18 protein-coding genes are annotated in these 17,001 nt (G+C 32.6%); 8 read left to right on the forward strand and 10 right to left on the reverse strand.

Annotation, left to right across the window (positions count from 1 at the left end; all coding sequences use genetic code 11):
* The first annotated feature begins 144 nt into the window (after positions 1–144).
* From N7277_RS10285 to N7277_RS10320, 8 genes are all read left to right on the forward strand, one after another.
* Positions 145–2,124, forward strand: coding sequence for an alpha-ketoacid dehydrogenase subunit alpha/beta (locus tag N7277_RS10285; RefSeq protein WP_274779457.1), 1,980 nt, complete (start codon positions 145–147; stop codon positions 2,122–2,124).
* A gap of 80 nt (positions 2,125–2,204) precedes the next feature.
* The gene (locus N7277_RS10290) at positions 2,205–2,882 is read left to right on the forward strand and encodes a DUF4197 family protein (protein WP_274779458.1); all 678 of its coding nucleotides are present in this window, start codon (positions 2,205–2,207) and stop codon (positions 2,880–2,882) included.
* 89 nt (positions 2,883–2,971) lie between these two features.
* The gene (locus tag N7277_RS10295) at positions 2,972–4,627 is read left to right on the forward strand and encodes a peptidase domain-containing ABC transporter (protein WP_274779459.1); all 1,656 of its coding nucleotides are present in this window, start codon (positions 2,972–2,974) and stop codon (positions 4,625–4,627) included.
* 1 nt (position 4,628) lies between these two features.
* Positions 4,629–5,933 (forward strand): HlyD family secretion protein, encoded by a 1,305-nt coding sequence (locus N7277_RS10300; protein ID WP_274779460.1) that lies wholly within the window; start codon positions 4,629–4,631, stop codon positions 5,931–5,933.
* On the forward strand, positions 5,920–6,450 hold the full coding sequence (locus N7277_RS10305; protein ID WP_274779461.1) for a TolC family protein: 531 nt from the start codon (positions 5,920–5,922) through the stop codon (positions 6,448–6,450). The genes N7277_RS10300 and N7277_RS10305 overlap by 14 nt, the downstream gene beginning before the upstream one ends.
* A complete protein-coding gene (locus N7277_RS10310; protein WP_274779462.1) occupies positions 6,447–7,298 on the forward strand; it encodes a TolC family protein in 852 nt (283 codons plus the stop codon). The genes N7277_RS10305 and N7277_RS10310 overlap by 4 nt, the downstream gene beginning before the upstream one ends.
* The gene (locus N7277_RS10315) at positions 7,295–7,603 is read left to right on the forward strand and encodes a DUF493 domain-containing protein (RefSeq protein ID WP_274779463.1); all 309 of its coding nucleotides are present in this window, start codon (positions 7,295–7,297) and stop codon (positions 7,601–7,603) included. Before N7277_RS10310 ends, N7277_RS10315 begins: the two co-directional genes overlap by 4 nt.
* A 76-nt stretch (positions 7,604–7,679) precedes the next feature.
* Entirely contained in the window at positions 7,680–8,579 is a 900-nt protein-coding gene (locus N7277_RS10320; RefSeq protein WP_274779464.1) for a TIGR01777 family oxidoreductase, read from the forward strand.
* Between the two features lie 52 nt (positions 8,580–8,631).
* Here the strand turns inward: N7277_RS10320 and N7277_RS10325 are convergent, their stop codons facing one another.
* The 10 genes from N7277_RS10325 to N7277_RS10370 all read right to left on the reverse strand — a co-directional run bounded on the left by N7277_RS10325 (position 8,632) and on the right by N7277_RS10370 (position 16,954).
* Positions 8,632–8,973 (reverse strand): ArsC/Spx/MgsR family protein, encoded by a 342-nt coding sequence (locus N7277_RS10325; RefSeq protein ID WP_274779465.1) that lies wholly within the window; start codon positions 8,971–8,973, stop codon positions 8,632–8,634.
* Between the two features lie 78 nt (positions 8,974–9,051).
* Positions 9,052–9,666 (reverse strand): deoxynucleoside kinase, encoded by a 615-nt coding sequence (locus N7277_RS10330; RefSeq protein WP_274779466.1) that lies wholly within the window; start codon positions 9,664–9,666, stop codon positions 9,052–9,054.
* A 5-nt stretch (positions 9,667–9,671) separates the two neighbouring features.
* Positions 9,672–10,433 carry a hypothetical protein gene (locus tag N7277_RS10335; RefSeq protein ID WP_274779467.1) on the reverse strand — a complete coding sequence of 254 codons (762 nt, stop codon included), beginning with the start codon at positions 10,431–10,433 and terminating at the stop codon, positions 9,672–9,674.
* Between the two features lie 59 nt (positions 10,434–10,492).
* Positions 10,493–11,512: a glutaminyl-peptide cyclotransferase gene (locus N7277_RS10340; protein WP_274779468.1), complete on the reverse strand. Its 1,020-nt coding sequence runs from the start codon at positions 11,510–11,512 to the stop codon at positions 10,493–10,495.
* Positions 11,513–11,595: 83 nt separating this feature from the next.
* Entirely contained in the window at positions 11,596–12,018 is a 423-nt protein-coding gene (locus N7277_RS10345) for an SRPBCC family protein (RefSeq protein WP_274779469.1), read from the reverse strand.
* 98 nt (positions 12,019–12,116) lie between these two features.
* Positions 12,117–12,572 carry a DUF1569 domain-containing protein gene (locus N7277_RS10350; RefSeq protein ID WP_274779470.1) on the reverse strand — a complete coding sequence of 152 codons (456 nt, stop codon included), beginning with the start codon at positions 12,570–12,572 and terminating at the stop codon, positions 12,117–12,119.
* A gap of 107 nt (positions 12,573–12,679) precedes the next feature.
* Complete coding sequence (locus tag N7277_RS10355; RefSeq protein ID WP_274779471.1) at positions 12,680–13,240, reverse strand: Crp/Fnr family transcriptional regulator; 561 nt, start codon at positions 13,238–13,240, stop codon at positions 12,680–12,682.
* Positions 13,241–13,331: 91 nt separating this feature from the next.
* A complete protein-coding gene (locus tag N7277_RS10360; RefSeq protein ID WP_274779472.1) occupies positions 13,332–14,528 on the reverse strand; it encodes an ABC transporter permease in 1,197 nt (398 codons plus the stop codon).
* A gap of 23 nt (positions 14,529–14,551) precedes the next feature.
* Positions 14,552–15,511 carry an HlyD family secretion protein gene (locus N7277_RS10365; protein WP_274779473.1) on the reverse strand — a complete coding sequence of 320 codons (960 nt, stop codon included), beginning with the start codon at positions 15,509–15,511 and terminating at the stop codon, positions 14,552–14,554.
* A 36-nt stretch (positions 15,512–15,547) separates the two neighbouring features.
* Positions 15,548–16,954, reverse strand: coding sequence for a TolC family protein (locus N7277_RS10370; RefSeq protein WP_274779474.1), 1,407 nt, complete (start codon positions 16,952–16,954; stop codon positions 15,548–15,550).
* Positions 16,955–17,001: the final 47 nt, after the last annotated feature.

Genomic DNA, 17,001 nt, shown 5'->3' on the forward strand with positions numbered 1-17,001 from the left:
GAAACGCTCTCAAGATTTTGAGAGCGTTTTTTTATGCTTTTCAATTCACAAATAGATAATTTATCTACACTTTATTGAAAATTTGGCAATTTATAAATTGTTGCTCTCATCACATTTGATTATTTTTGAGTTTAAATTTTCCTTATGAATTTCAACACCGAAAATCTTGATAAAGAAACACTACTCTACCTTTACAAAGCAATGGTTTTACCCAGAACCATAGAAGAAAAAATGCTCATTGCTTTACGCCAAGGTAAAATTTCGAAATGGTTTTCTAGTTGGGGACAAGAAGCCACTTCTGTAGGTTCTGCTCTTGCGATGAACAAAGAAGAATACATCTTGACCATGCATAGAAATTTAGGCGTTTTTACTTCAAGGGAAATTCCATTGGATAGACTTTTTTCTCAGTTTCAAGGAAAAATGAATGGTTTCACCAAAGGGAGAGACAGAAGTTTTCATTTCGGAACTCAGGAATTCAAAATTGTGGGAATGATTTCTCATTTGGGCTCACAAATGGGTATTGCAGACGGAATTGCACTTTCTCATTTATTAAATCAGGAAGAAAAATGCACTTTGGTTTACACCGGTGATGGTGGCGCTTCTGAAGGTGATTTCCACGAAGCCGTAAATACAGCTGCCGTTTGGAATCTGCCTGTCATCATCGTAGTAGAAAATAATCAATGGGGACTTTCTACTCCATCTCGTGAACAGTTTAGATGCAAATCATTCGCAGACAAAGGAATTGGCTACGGAATAGAAGCCCATTCTATTAATGGAAATAATATTCTGGAAGTTTATCAAACTTTCAGACATTTAGCAGAAAGCATCAGAAAAAACCCTAGACCTGTTTTGGTAGAGTGCAATACATTCAGACTCAGAGGTCACGAAGAAGCTTCAGGAACAGCTTATTACCCAGAAGGAATGATTGAAGAATGGACAAAACAAGACCCGATTTATAACTATGAACAATTCTTACTTTCTGAAGGAATTTTAAATCAAAATTTAATTGAAGAAATTAAAGAATCTTATAAAAAACAAGTAGACGAAGCACTAGACCAAACCATCGCAGAACCAGAAATCATTCCGAATAAAAAAACAGAATTAGAAGATGTCTACGCACCTTTTGATAATCACGAAATCTTACCTGAAAAATTACAAAACAGAGAAATAAGATTCATCGATGCGATTTCTGAAGCCATAGAAATTTCCATGAAAAACCATCCCAATCTTGTTTTGATGGGACAAGATATTGCAGAATATGGCGGCGCTTTTAAAATTACAGAAGGTTTTGTTGAAAAATTTGGCAAAAAAAGAGTGAGAAATACGCCATTGTGCGAAGCTGCGATTGTAGGTTCTGGTTTAGGATTAAGCATTAATGGCTACAAATCTATGGTAGAAATGCAGTTCGCAGATTTTGTTACGGAAGGTTTCAATCAAATCATCAATAACTTGGCAAAAACCCATTACAGATGGAATCAAAATGCTGATGTAGTGGTAAGAATGCCAACTGGAGCGGGAACTGGAGCGGGTCCTTTTCACTCTCAAAGTAATGAAGCTTGGTTTACCAAAACTCCGGGACTGAAAATCGCATATCCTGCTTTTCCAGATGATGCAAAAGGTTTATTGATTCAAAGTTTTGAAGATCCAAATCCAGTATTGTTTTTCGAACATAAAAAATTATACAGAAGTCTGAAAGGAAACGTTCCAGAAGGATTCTACACTACTCCTTTCGGGAAAGCCAGAAAAGTAAAAGAAGGTAATGAACTTACGATTATTACTTACGGTTTAGGAGTTCATATCGCTCTAGAATTTGCAGAGAAAAATCCTGAAATTTCATTAGAAATTGTGGATTTAAGAACGTTGATTCCATTGGATACAGATACTATTTACGAATCAGTGAAAAAATGCAATAAAGTGATTATTTTACATGAAGACACTTTAACTTGTGGATTCGGCGCGGAGCTATCTGCACTCATTACTGAACATTGTTTTGAGGATTTGGATGCTCCTATTCTACGTGTAGCTTCTATGGACACGCCAATTCCGTTCAATAAAAAGCTCGAAGACCAATTTATGCCAAATGAAGAATTGGCAGAAGCTGTAGAGAAAATTTTGAAATATTAATGTAATAATTCTCTTAAATATTATAACACAAAGCTTTAACTTTGGCAGGATATTTGAAAACTTCCCTTAAAAAGATTATTATGAAAAAATATATTTTAGCTGCAGGATTAGCACTAGGTTCAGTTGGAATTATTACCACTACCACGCAATCTTGTATGACGATTGCCACTACAGTAGGACTTTCGGTTCTTAAAAAGATTTTAATTGGTGGCGTTTCTAAAGGTTTAGGAATTTTTAAAGATAAAAACAGTTTCTTGGGCAATGAATTGATTAATGCTGCACTTCCGCAACAGCTGAAAGATATTAATTCTACTCTAGAAAAATTAGGCTTAAGTAATTTGGTTCAAAAGGAAAAAGGATACATTGCAGACGTTGCTGCTTTTATTGCACCGATTGCAGAACCTATTTTAATCAATGCGATTAATGACATGACATCAGCAGAAGCTCAACAAATTGCACAAGGTGGAAGTGGTGCTGCAACGGTTTATCTTAAACAAAAAACCAGTGCACAATTAATGGCTGCTATCGCTCCAAAAGTAGATGCGAAACTCAATGAATACGGAATTGTAAGAAGTGTAAATCTTGCTTTACAAGGAAATAACTTGCTTGGCGGTTTATTAGGAAATCAAAATTCTACTAATTCAGCAAGTTCAAGTTTGAGCAATCTAGCTGCAGAACAAATGGTGAATGGACTGTTCAACATTGTAGAAAATTATGAAAAAACAAATCCAGAAAATCCTATGAATATTTTGAAATAGAGGTTTTCAATATCATGATATGTAAAATCAATTGCGAGCTATTGCAATTGATTTTTTTGTGCATTACTTTTGACAAAATTTCAAACACAATGACGGCAAAAGAGCAAGGAAAAAGGCTTCTGAAGTATATTACTAAAGAAAGAAAAGATGTTCTCAATATTTACTTTTATGCCATATTAAGTGGTCTCGTTCAGCTGAGTTTACCACTGGGAATACAAGCCATCATCAGTTTTGCAATGGGTGCAACTATGGTTACTTCTATCTATATTCTCATTGCATTTGTAGTTCTTGGAACGTGGTTGGTAGGATTTTTCAGGGTGAAAGTAATGGAAATCATCGAAAAAATTCAACAAAAAATATTCGTAGAATACGCCATCTCTTTTTCGGAAACTTTACCAAAAATAAAACTCGAAAAGACCAATCAATACTACTTACCAGAACTTATCAATCGTTTTTTTGACACTCAAAATTTACAAAAAGGGATTTCTAAAATTCTCCTCGAAATTCCTACCGCTATTATTCATATTTTATTTGGGATTATTCTCCTCTCTTTTTATCACCCATGGTTTTTAGCTTTTGGAGGAATTGTATTGGTAGGAGTCGTTTTGATTTTTAATTATACTTCTGAAAAGGGCATAGAAACAAGTTTAATCGAAAGCGAAAAGAAATATTTTGTCGCTTCTTGGTTAGAAGATATTGCCAGTTCTGTGAAATCTTTCAAAGCCAATAAACACACCAACCTTCACCTTAGAGAGACAGATGACAGACTACTGGATTATCTGAGTTACAGAACGCATCATTTCAAAGTTCTTTTATTTCAATATAAAACCATCATTTTCTTCAAAGTTTTGATTACACTAGTTATGTTGGTGATTGGAACCTATCTATTGGTCAACCAAAAGCTAAATATTGGCGCATTTATCGCTGCAGAAATTGTAGTTCTTACCATTTTAACCGCCGTAGAAAAACTCATTAAAAGTTTAGAAAGTTATTATGATGTCATTACGGCACTCAGCAAACTTTCGAAGGTTACCGATTTGCCACTAGAAAATGAAACAAGCGATATTATCCATATCAAAGATGATATTCAATCTTTTGAATTTAAAAACGTCTCTTTTGGTTTTGGAGATGAAAACATTCTGAAAAATTTAAATTTCAAAGTTCAACCAAGTAGCATCAATGTAATTTCTGGAGAGCTTTCTTCAGGCAAATCATTGCTCATCAATCTAATGTCTGGGATTTACGCACCTACTTCTGGTCACATTTTATACAATGATGTTTCTTCTAAAAATTTAACTCAAGACCAAATCAGAAGAGGAATCAGTATTCACACAGATGATATAGATGTTTTCAAAGGAACGGTTTTGGAAAATATTCAACTGGGAAATGAAAAAATAACTGTAGAAAAAATCAATCATATTGCTCAAAAAATAGGAATTGATGATATCGGGACTAAATTTACCAACGGATTTTTGACCAAAATTCAAGATGGAACCTCTCAACTTTCTTACAGCAATAAGAAAATAATCCTTCTTCTAAGAGCTCTTGCTACAGACAATAAAATCATCATTTTAGAAGATCCTTATGACGGACTTTCTAAAGAAATCAAGGAAAAAATGATGGTGTTTTTACAAGAATTAGCAAAGGAAAAAACCATTATTGTGGTTACTCAAGATGATGACTTTATCAAAAAAGCTCATCAACATTTTCACTTGATTAATGGTCAATTAGAAACTAAAAAATAAAATGATGCAACTAAAATCACTCGAAAATATTTATCATATTAATAAGAATTCAAATGTTGCCAAATGGTTTTTATTTACATTTTTAGCATTTGTTTTCATTATGTTTTTACCTTGGACTCAGAATATAAAAACTCAAGGAAATGTTTCTACCTTATATCAGGAGCAAAGACCTCAAAAACTCAACTCTCCTATTCCTGGAAGAATCATCAAATGGTATGTAAAAAACGGAGATGTAGTCAAAAAAGGCGATACCATTCTTCAAATTTCTGAAATTAAAGACGATTATCTAGACCCACTTTTGGTAGAAAGAACTCAGGAACAAGTTCAGGCAAAAAAAGGAGTTAGAGAATACTATAATGCAAAAATTTCTACCACAGAAAACCAAATTGCAGCCATTACTGCCGCTAAAGATTTAAAATTGAATCAAATTAAAATTAAAATTGCTCAGTTAGAAAATAAGTTAAAAGCAGAACAAGCCGAACTTACCGCGGTAAACAATGAATTAAAAATTGCTCAAGACCAGCTTAATCGTCAGAATAAAATGTATGAAGAAGGTTTGGTTTCTCTTACTCAGTTGCAACAACGAAATGTAAGTTATCAAAATGCTCTAGCCAAGAAAACTTCTGCGGAGAATAAATTGGCACAAACTCAACAAGAAATCGCAGCTCAAAATATAGAACAAAACTCTGTTATTCAAGAATATACTGAAAAATTAAGTAAAACCGAAGGTGATCGTTTCCAAAGTATGGGACAAGTAGCAGGAAGCACTGGTGACATTGCAAAATTAGAAAATCAGGTGGCAACCTACAAAGTTAGAAAAGGCTTGTATTACATTTTGGCAACACAAGACGGACAAATTACACAACTAACGAAAGCTGGAATTGGCGAAATTGTAAAAGACGCAGAAACCATCGGAATTATTGTTCCGAAAAATATAGACTACATCGCAGAAATTTATGTGAAACCTGTAGACTTACCGCTTATCAGAGAAAACCAAAAGGTGATGCTCACTTTCGATGGATTTCCTGCGATTGTTTTCTCGGGTTGGCCTAATTCTAGCTACGGAACTTTTTCTGGAAAAATTATTGCCATAGAAAATTCCATCAGTGAAAACGGTTTATTTAAAGCGATTGTTGCCGAAGATAAAACTCAAAAAAGATGGCCACCCAACATGAAAATTGGTACAGGAGCCAGTGGAATTGCCATTCTGAATGATGTGCCTATTTGGTACGAGATATGGAGAAATATCAATGGTTTTCCACCAGATTATTATCAAGTAAATACCCAAAAGAATGAGAAAAAATAAAATTTTATTGCTTATTTTTCTTTTCACGTCTTATCAATTTTTCGCTCAAGATTCTATTGCTTTGAGCTATGAAAATTATATTTTTTGGGTTCAAAAAAATCATCCGATTATTAAAATTTCTGATTGGGAAAAAAATATTGCTCAAAATAATATTTTGAAAGCCAAAGCTTTACTTGACCCTAATATTTCTGCAAAAATTGGAGAAAAAAGAATAGACAACACGCTTTATTACACTCAAAAAAACATAGAACTGAATCTCCCAACTTGGTACGGAATAGACTTCAACATTGGAACCAATGATTTGGCGGGAAATAAACTGAATAATGAAGAAACAAAAGGCGTTCTAAATCATGTAGGAATAAGCATTCCACTTGCGAGAGATTTGGTTTACAATAAACGAAGAACCGCTATTCAGCAATCGAAAAATTTCAGCAAAATGACTTTTTACGAGCAAGAAATGCTCAAAAATGAAATCCTTTTAGAAGCAAATTTTAGTTTTTGGGAATGGGTAAATTGAACAAAAAAGTTCTTGACCTCAACAAAAAAAGATATCAATTGGTCAAAAAATCTTTTGAATTGGGAGAAAGACCAGCCATAGATACCGTAGAAGCTTTCACGCAACTGCAAAGTTTCGAAGCCAAAACCATAGAATCTCAGAACAAGTATAACATTTCTACCATAGAACTTTCTCAGTTTCTTTGGAAAGAAAACGGTGAAAATTATAATCTTCCATTGTTTACCAAACCGAGTGAACAACTCAACACTCAGTTTACCCAAGATTATTTTATAATCACAGAAAAAATTCTACAAAATATTGATGCACATTATGCGCTGAATTATTATTTTGAAAAATCTAAATCTTTGGAACTAGAAAGGAAACTAAAATGGCAAAATTTTCTTCCTAAAATCAATTTCAACTACAATTTGTACAATAAAGAGTTTAAAAATCAGGACATTCTGCCACTTTTTGACAATAATTACCAATATGGTATAAAATTGGAGTTACCCATATTCATGAGAGAAGCTCGTGCTGATTATCAAAACATTAAGCTGAAAATTCTCCAGAATGATGAGAATATAAAATTTAAAAACCAAGAATTAAAAACCAAAATACAGACTTACAATGCAGAAATAGGCAATTTCTTATCTTTAACTCAAAATAATGAATCGCTCATTGAGAATTATAAAAGGCTTTTAAAAGCCGAAGAAATAAAATTTTCTAATGGTGAAAGTTCACTTTTCTTAATTAACAGCAGAGAAAACAAACTATTAGAAACCCAAGAAAAATTTTTAGAACTGAAAGCCAAAACAATTAAAACTTATTTTAAATTGAACTGGCTGGAAAACAACACTTTAAAACAATGATAGAAGTAACAGGAAACGAACCATTTGATGAACAAGCAGAATTTTATGCTTCTTTAAAAATAAATTTAGAGAAAAACCACAATTTCCCTGAAGATTATCTTTATAAATTCATCATTGTCAACAATCAAGAAAAACTTACAGAAATTTATAAAGTTTTTGACGGCACCAAAAATACTTTTTCTACAAGAGAAAGCAGTAACGGAAAATACATCAGCATTACGATACAATGTTTTGTGCTCGATGCAGACCATGTCATCAAACTTTATCAAGAAGTTGCCAAAATTGAGGGCGTAATTATGTTGTAGGATGTTGTTATAAGATGGAAGACAGAAGTACAAATTTCTCAAATCTCACATCTAAAAATCTTAAATTATAAAATCTATGAAAATATTAATCACAGGAGCCACTGGTTTAATCGGAAAATACTTAGTTCGAAAACTAAAAGAAAATGGTCATGAAATTATAATTTTGACCAGAAAAAAATCGGAAAAACCTAATGAATTTCAATGGAATCCTGATCAAAATTTCATAGAAGATGCTGCTTTTGAAAACATAGAAGCCATCATTCATTTAGCTGGTGCCACCATTGCCAAAAGATGGACAAAAGAATATAAAAAAGAACTCTACAGCTCTAGAATTAATGCTGCTAATCTTCTCAAATCTTACTGCGAAAAGCATCAAATCAAACTAAAAAGCTTTATCTCAGCGTCTGGAATTAATTATTACGGAACGTATACCAGCGATGAAATTCTCACTGAAAACTCTCCCATCAAAAAACTAGATTTTCTAGCTGAACTTTCGCTTAATTGGGAAAAATCTGCTTATCAATTTTCTGAAATTGCAGAGCGTGTGGTTTGCCTAAGAACAGCAATGGTTTTGGCAAAAGAAGGTGGAAGTTTCGTTCCATTGAAAAAATTGACTGATTTTAATTTGGCCTCGCCAGTAGGAAAAGGAAAACAATGGATGAACTGGATTCATATAGAAGATCTAGCAAATATGTATGTAGAAGCGATAGAGAACCCTCAATACAATGGAAGTTACAATGCGGTAGCAGATGAAATGGTGACCAATGAGACTTTCATGAAAAGTATGGCTAAAAAATCAAACAAATTTTTCTTGCCAATTCCTGTTCCAGAATTCATGATGAAACTGATTATGGGAGAAATGTCTACGATTATTCTAGATGGAAGCAGAGCGTCAAACGAGAAAATAAAATCAACAGGATTTACTTTTAAATACCCAGATTTAAATGCTGCTTTAGATGATTTAATAAGAAAATAAAAAAATTTAGATAAAAAAAGCGAACTCTTGTGAGTTCGCTTTTTTGTTTATTTTATAAAAATTTTTCTAAATTTTCTATATCTCTTGCGATGATGGCTTTATTATCTTTAATGACAATTGGTCTTTGCAAAAGTTTAGGATAATTCGCAAGGATAGAAACTAAACCACTATCAGAATAGGTTGTTTCTGAAAATTTTTCTTTCCACAAATCTTCATTTTTCCTGATAATGTTATGTATTGAAGTATCTAGTTTAGATAATAAATCTTCTATTTCTACTTCAGACAATGGATTTTCTAAGTAATTTCTTACTTCAAATGCCACACCTTTAGATTCTAAATACTGCAAGGCAGTTCTAGATTTTCCGCAGCGATTATTATGTAAGATAGTGATCATATATTTTGGATATTAGATGTTTAATGATGGATTTTTATCAATGTTCTCTAATTCTCAATCATTCTACAACGCTAATGCTTAAAAAAGTCCGTGCAATTCTGCTTCTATTTTTTCTAAAATATACCCGAAATCTTCTGGTCTTTCTACAAAATCTAAATCATCTACTTCTATTACCAGTAGTTTTCCTTCTTTGTAGTTAGAAATCCATTTTTCGTATTTTTCGTTCAGTTTAGATAAATATTCTATGCTAATGCTGGCTTCATAATCTCTTCCTCTTTTGTAGATTTTCTTTACTAAATTAGGAACATCTGACTTTAAATAAATAAGCAAATCTGGTGCCGAAACAAAGGATTTCATCAGATGAAATACCGAAGAATAATTGTTAAAGTCTCTTTCGGTAAGCAAGCCCATATCATTTAAGTTTTCCGCAAAAATATACGCATCTTCGTAGATGGTTCTGTCTTGAACAATATTTTTACCACTTTCTCTAATTTCTTTTACCTGACGAAATCTGCTTCCTAAGAAATAGATTTGGAGCGCAAAACTCCATTTGCTCATGTCTTCGTAAAAGTCTTCTAAATATGGGTTATGATCTACATCTTCAAATTGCGCATCCCAACCATAATGTTTTGACAACATTGTAGTTAAAGTAGTTTTTCCCGCGCCTATGTTTCCAGTAACAGCAATATGCATCGATTCTATTTTTCTATTCCGTAAAGATAAAGTTTGTCATCTATCAATGCCAAAAAATGATTGCTGTTTTTTTCCACAATGATAAAATTTTCTTTAGAAAATACAGGATAGAATAATTGAGCTGGTGTGTAGAGTGAAATGGTATTTTGCTCTATGACGTATATTTTATCATTTTCACGTCTTAGTCTTTTCCCATTTTCTATGTCGATAGAATATTTCTGGGCACCTTTGAGCTCATAAACACTGAAACATTTCTCTCTGAGTAGGTATAAATGATTTTGATAAACGATAAAATCTACCACAGTACTCAAATCCATATCAAAAGGAAATATATTGATGATGCTATCCTGTCGATAATTGTACTGTATTAATTGCTTTCGAGCTGAATCTAATACCCAAATAAACTGTAAATCTTGCGAATAAACCGCTTTTATATGTCCAAATTTTTGGTATAGGTTTAGATACTGAATTTCATTAAGATTCTGATCTAGAATTTTAATTTCTTGTCCGTTTTCTGAGAACAAAAAAATATCCAGAGGGTTTTCAACCGATTGTATTTTAAACGGTTGCGGAAACATGACTTGTGCTTTTTTATGACCAAGAGAATCATATTTAAGAATACTCAAATCGCTGTTGCGATACACATAAATATTCTCATAATCGTCTATAAGAACATCTCTAATACTATCTTTTATGATAATAGGGAATTCTTTTTGTGCAAAAAGTATAGCACAAATAAATGTAAAAATAAATGATAATCGTTTCATGGCATTTGTGTTTATAAAATGTATTGTAAAGAAAAAACCAGAAACTTTCAGTATAAAATTTACTTTATTTTTACTTCATAAATTTTGTCCCAATTTTTTCCTGTAACGAGCATGTTTTGCCCTTTGAAGGCAATTCCGTTTAGAACATCATCTGTTCCTGTGTTGTGTTTTTTTACAATTTCTGAAAAATCTATTTTCGCCAAAACTTCTCCAGATTTTGGATTAATTTTTAGAATATATGGTTTTTGCCAAACATTCGCATAAATAGAATTGTCGTGATATTCTAATTCATTAATACTGTCATACACTTCAGTATTTCCAGCTACAGAGATGTATTTCACCATTTTAGAAGGGTCATTTACATCTAAGAAATATAGATTTTTAGTTCCGTCTGAAGCAATAAGATTTTTACCATCATACGTTAAACCCCAACCTTCTCCCATTACATTAGGATAAGGAAATTCTGACAAAAGTTTAAGTGATGATTTATCATAAATAAAACCTTTTTTATTTTGCCAAGTCAGTTGATACACTTTGTTTCCTACAACCGTACTTCCTTCAGAAAAAACATCTGCGGGTTGAGCTGTAAAATTTGTAGCATTGGTTTGACCTAATGTATATTTTAAAATTTTAGATTGTCCGGTTTGTCCATCACTTTCATAAATGGTGTTACCTTCTAACTGAAATCCCTGCACAAAATTAGCCTTATCGTGAGGATATTCTGCTACGATTTCATAAGTCAATTGCGCTTCTGGATTTTTGGCGAAAACATTTATGGTAGCATCTTGACTCAGCACTTTTCCATCTCTGGTAATATTGATGGTTACCGCATTATCTCCTAATGTAAAAAATGCTGGATCTACTACTAAATCGCTGGTTTCTTTGTCTCCAAAACTGATGCTGATGCTTTCTGCGTTTTCTGTAACTTCTTTGGGTAGGTTTATTTTGTCCCCGAAATGATAACCTTTGGTTTCCATTTCTGTATTATAGGTATTAAGAGCGTCTAAAATCTCTTTGTCTTTATTACATGAAGTTAATAAAAATAGGGCAAATATACTTACGAAAAGTGTTTTTTTCATTCTTAAATTATTTAGTTCAAAATTACAAAAAAAGCACCACTCTATAAGAATGATGCCTAATATTTAATAAATTTTAAGAAATTTTAGTTTTCAACAAAATTTTTCAAAGCTTTGTTTAGGATTTCGTCCCAACCGTTTTGGAAATTTTCTTTCTTAAAATCAGCGCCTAGATGATCAAAGTTTTCTAAACCTTTGTGTGTAAGAGTAACCAGCGTTCCGTTGCTTTCTGGTTGAAGCTCCCATTTTACTAACGTTTTATCATGGGTATAATCAGGATATGTCCAAGAATGTTTTAATTTTTTCTGAGGAATAATCTCTACGATTTCGCAGTGATGGTGTAATTTTTTATCTTCTCCTTCATAGAAATTAAAAGCGGCATGCTCTTTCAATTCGAAGTCTGGTATATTAAAATACCATTCTTTCATCTGTTCTCTATTCGTAATCGCATCCCAAACTTTTTCTATTGGTGCGTTTACTTTTACGCTGATTTTAACATTATCGTGCATAGCGTTATCATTTTTAAGATTGAACAATTATTTATACTCGAATTTACAAAAAATATATGGATTAATGTTGCTGAAATTTATCAGCCTTCTCTCAGAATTTAAACTCCAAATTGATCTAAATGATGATTGAGATGTTTCGCAAACATATTATTCCAACCTTGAGCTGTCATTTTCCCGAAATTAATGTTTTCTTTTCCTTCGAAAGCTTCTCTACCCAATTGTTGCACACGCTGAATATTGCCAATTAATTTGGCTTTTTCTTCTTCAAAGTTTCTTTCATCTGCAATAATAAAAGCTGGACTTGTTGGCAAACTAGGTTTATAAGGAATTTCGTTGGTGATTTTCGGTTTTACAAACCTCGAAAGCAAAAATTTAGCAATAAAACTAGGCTTTGGAAATTTTTCAGGCGTGAAAGTCAAGTCATAGGCTACATTTAAATGTGCTAAAACTTGGTCTACACTCATTTTGCCCCATTTTCTTTGGGTTTCAGGTGTTAAATTATTGATTCTATTGATGTACTCTTGCGCATCTTGTGTATCAAAAACGTTTTGCATGGATTTTATTTTTAGAGAATCTCAAAGTTAATTGAAATTTCTAAAATGCCTATCAAAAGAATCAAAAAAATGTTATAAAATTTAAAAAATAAAAAATGTTTTTAACCTTAAATATCACTTCTAATTCTGCTTAAAGTCTCCTGAGAAATTCCCAGATAAGTAGCAATCATTCCTAATGGAGCTCTGAGAATGATATTAGGATTTTCTTCCAAAAGTTGAATATATTTTTCTTTTGCCGTCATGTATTGCAGCGAAGAAATTCTGTGAGACATCTGTATCATTAAGTTTCCTAGAATATATCTGCTGAAATTTGCCGCAGTAAGCGAAACCGAACATAATTCCTCTAATTTATTGAAATTACAAGTAGTGATTACAGATTTTTCTAAGGTTTCAATGTTATTTCTAGTAGGTTGGTTCTTAAAAAGCGTATCTATATTAGCCGTAATCTTGCCTTCAGAATAAAAATTGGTGGTAATATCTTTTCCGTTTTCGTAGTAAAACATTCTTAGCAAACCTTCATCTACAAAGAAAACGGTATGATTATATTGATTTTGTTTGCTCAATATTTCTCCTTTTTCAAAGACTTTTGTTTCACATTCTTCATTTAAAAAACGCTCTATTTCTGCATCTATCTTAATGTGTTTATTAAGTTCTTGAATTAATTTCATGAAAACTAAATTTCTGGCAAAATTACACAAAAAAGGCGTCTCAGTTACCTGAAAACGCCTTCGAATAAACATTAATAAAAAACTATATGGATTAAACGAACCTCTGGTCGTCATAATCTTCAGAGAGATGATAGGCTTTAAATAGCATTTTGATTTTGATTTTCAATGCAATCCAGCCTAAAAGGAAATAAACCCAACCTAGAATAAATAAGTGCCAGAAATATTTTTTGGTTAAAAAATCTGAACCTTTTTCTACCACCATAATTTTCAATGCTTCTAAATATGGGGTTAAAGGAATAATTTTAGTGAAATAAGTAATGAAATCTGGCATGGCATAACTTGGCCAAGTAAATCCACTGATAATAAACGCTGGAGACGCAATCACCATTAAAATCTGAGTCGCTTTGAGCGCATCTGGAACCAAAATACTCACCAAAACTCCTAAATTGGTTGCCGCTACTACAAAAATTGCTGTTATCAAGAAGAAATTCATGGCGTTTTCTGGAAGTGGAATTTTAAAATACAAACTGCATAAGTAAAAAACCAAAATATTTAAATTGGAGAAAATCCAAACGGGTAAACATTTAATCGCCATTACCAAAATCGCATATTTGTGTTTCCCTGCAAAGTCTTTTATGAAAGAATCTCTTTTAAATTCCTCGGAAAAAGTAACTGCCATTGCCAAAAGAATGACTTGCTGTAAAACCACCGCCATCATTGCTGGCCACATGAAAATTAAGTAATTACTCGTGGTGTTAAAAAGCGTAATGTAATTGGCTTTGTAAGGTTCTATATTGGCTTTTGCTTGGTCTGCATTCATTCCTTTTTTCTGCAAAGCTTTCATTTCGGCACCTGCTGAAAAAGTACCCAAGGTTAATTGAATCGCTTTTGAAGCAAAATTAGCGGTCAACACATTCGAAGTATTGAGATAAACGTTAATTTCTGGATATTTCTTTTGCAGCATATTCGCCTCGAAACGTTCAGGAATAATCACTACTGCTCCTGCTTCTGTTTTGATGACCTCATCTTTCAAAATCGCTGGTTCTTCTACATAATTCAGTACTTTAAGCGTTTGATTATCATCTAACATGTCAACAATTTGGTTAGACAAAGGAGTTTGATCATGATTAATTACAATTACTGGAATGTCTGTCACTTTTCCCTTTTCGTAGGTAAAACCTAATAAAAGCGCATAAAAAATGGGTGCGATAAAAAATACAGAAAGCATGGTTTTATTCGTGAAGAACAAATGAAACTCTCTCTTTAAAAGGTATCTTAACTGTTTCATTTTTGTAAATTTTTGAGTTAAGATTATTTTAAAGTTACGCTAGAATTCACCAAAATATTATTCACTTTTGCTCTATCTGCAGGAATTACTTTAATTTCGTAAACCGCATCTTCTGGTTGATAATCGGGGAAAGCAGTGGTAATATCTGCGTATTTTGTCAATTGCTTGATTGAAACTATTTTCCCTGAAAACTCTTGATTTCCGTAAGTAGATTTCATATTCACGGTCATTCCTTTTTGATATTTAGAAATTTTACTTTCTGGAATGGTAAAACGGAAATAAGTAGAGTTCGGAATGTAGCCGTTAAATAACGCATAACCTGCAGTTGCCAATTCGCCTACATTTAGAGAAATGGTTTCAATTTCCATATCATTGGTTGCGATAATATATCTTTCAGAATAGGCTACATTAGCTTCCTGGAGAACACCTCTCGCTTGATTTTCTTGACCAATTGCCATTTCTATTTTTTCTAATCTTGTACCGATTTCTACATCGTGCAACTCTGCATTTACTGCGTCATATTGAGCTTTTGCGCCTTGTAATTTTGCGAAAGCCTCATCATAATTTTGTGGAGAAAGCAAACTGTCTTTGTACATGTTTTGTGCTCTTTTAAAAGATTTTTGAGCATATTCATATTGTTCTGCTAAACCTTTTTGTTTGGCTTTTAACTGACGAAGTTGGTCTGCAGTTGCGCCGTTTTTCGCCAATTGTGCTTGTGCAGTTGCTGCAGCAGTTGCTCCTTTTGCTTGAGCAATTTTCGCTGAAACTTCTGGAACGTCTAACATTGCGAGGGTATCTCCTGCTTTTACGGTTTGTCCTTCTTCTACATAAATTTTTAAAATTCTACCTGTAACTTTTGGTGCGAAAGAAACAATTTCTTTTTTGGTTTTTCCTTCAGTTAATTGTTGTGGAGTTTCATTTTTACAAGCTCCGAGAGAAAGTAAGGTTACTAAAAATAAAGATTTTACAATATAGTTTTTCATTGGATTAAAATATTTAATTGATTAATGTTTATCGTTTTATAGTTTTTCTAAGTTTAAATTTTGAGTAGATTTCATAAGTTCTACCGCTGCTCTTCTTTGATTGAAAATAGCAGTTTGATATTCTAATTCTGCGTTTTCTAAATCGTTTTCTGCTTCTATCAATTGAGTAGATTTAATCAACCCATATCTGAATTCTTTTTCGGCTTGTGTCATTGCATTTTTAGCAATTTGTTTCGCTTTTGCTTTTAAATCTACTTGAGCATTTGCAATGTTGTAATTGGTTTGATTATTGGCTAAATTGAGTTGTAATTTTCTTTCTGCATCAGATTTTTTACTTTCTAAAATCTCTCTTTCTATTTTTGCTTTTTCTACTTCGTGTTTTCCTTCATTTCCATCAAAAACATCCCATTTAAAACCAATTCCCGCTTGAAAAATCGGCAATAAATTAAGATTGGTTAAATCGTAATCTAACTTTGCGCCAGTTCCCGGCATTAATTCTTTAGATGAAGAAAGATTGGTATTATAAAATCCCATGTATGAAAGTGAAGTCATGGCTTGCACTTTCGGAATCCACCAGGTTTTTTCGGCTTTTATTTTGGCATCAATGGCTTTAATCCCGAAATCCAAAGCTTTTAATTCTGCTCTATTTTCGATGGTTTTATCGGTTACCAAATAATCTATTTTTTCTAAATCAGGATTGATGAGAGCAATTCTCTCTTTGTCAATTCCCGTTAAAACATTTAATTGCGTAATCAGCAACTCTTTTTTGCCTTCGTATTCTACCATTTTAGAATCCAAAGTAGCTTGTGCCAATTCTATTTTTTTGTAATCATAAGGAGTAATCAAACCATAACCTAAGGCTTTTTCTGCTGTTTTTTTATTGGCATCGAGACGTTTTTTACTTTCATCTAAAACTTTTTTAGATTCTATCACGAGCGCAAATTGATCATAAGCTTTAGAAATTTGAGTAATGACTTCATCTTGATTTTTGACTTGCAAAGCTTGAGTGGCATTATTTTTCTCGGTCAAAGCCTGTTTCAGATATTTTACTTTTCCGCCAGAATAAAGAAGCGCTTTTGCTTCAACTTTTGCGGCTGCATCAAAACCCGACAAAGTAAAATTATTGTCAAAAGTTCCTTCTGGAAAAACAGCCCCCGGAAAAATAGGCTTAATCGCAGGAATGGCAATTTCTGGTGAAAGGAATTTAGCCGTAGCATTTAAATATTCACCTTTTCCTGAAATTTCAATTTTGGGTAAGAAAATGTCTTTTAATTTTTGTTGGTCTAATCCATTTGCTTTAGACTCTAAGTTTTGTTGTTCTATGGTAGCATCTTTACTCATCGCTGCCTCTACCAATTCCTTGAATGAAGGAACAGTTTGCGCAGAGAAGGACAAAGGAAAGCCTATCATTGCTGTAAAAATTAATGTTTTATAGTTTTTCATTTTTAATGTTTGTTTACGTTGCAAAGTTGCGACGATTGAAAAACTAT

Origin of the sequence: Cloacibacterium sp. TD35, from assembly GCF_028864635.1 — a bacterium.
GTDB lineage: Bacteria > Bacteroidota > Bacteroidia > Flavobacteriales > Weeksellaceae > Cloacibacterium.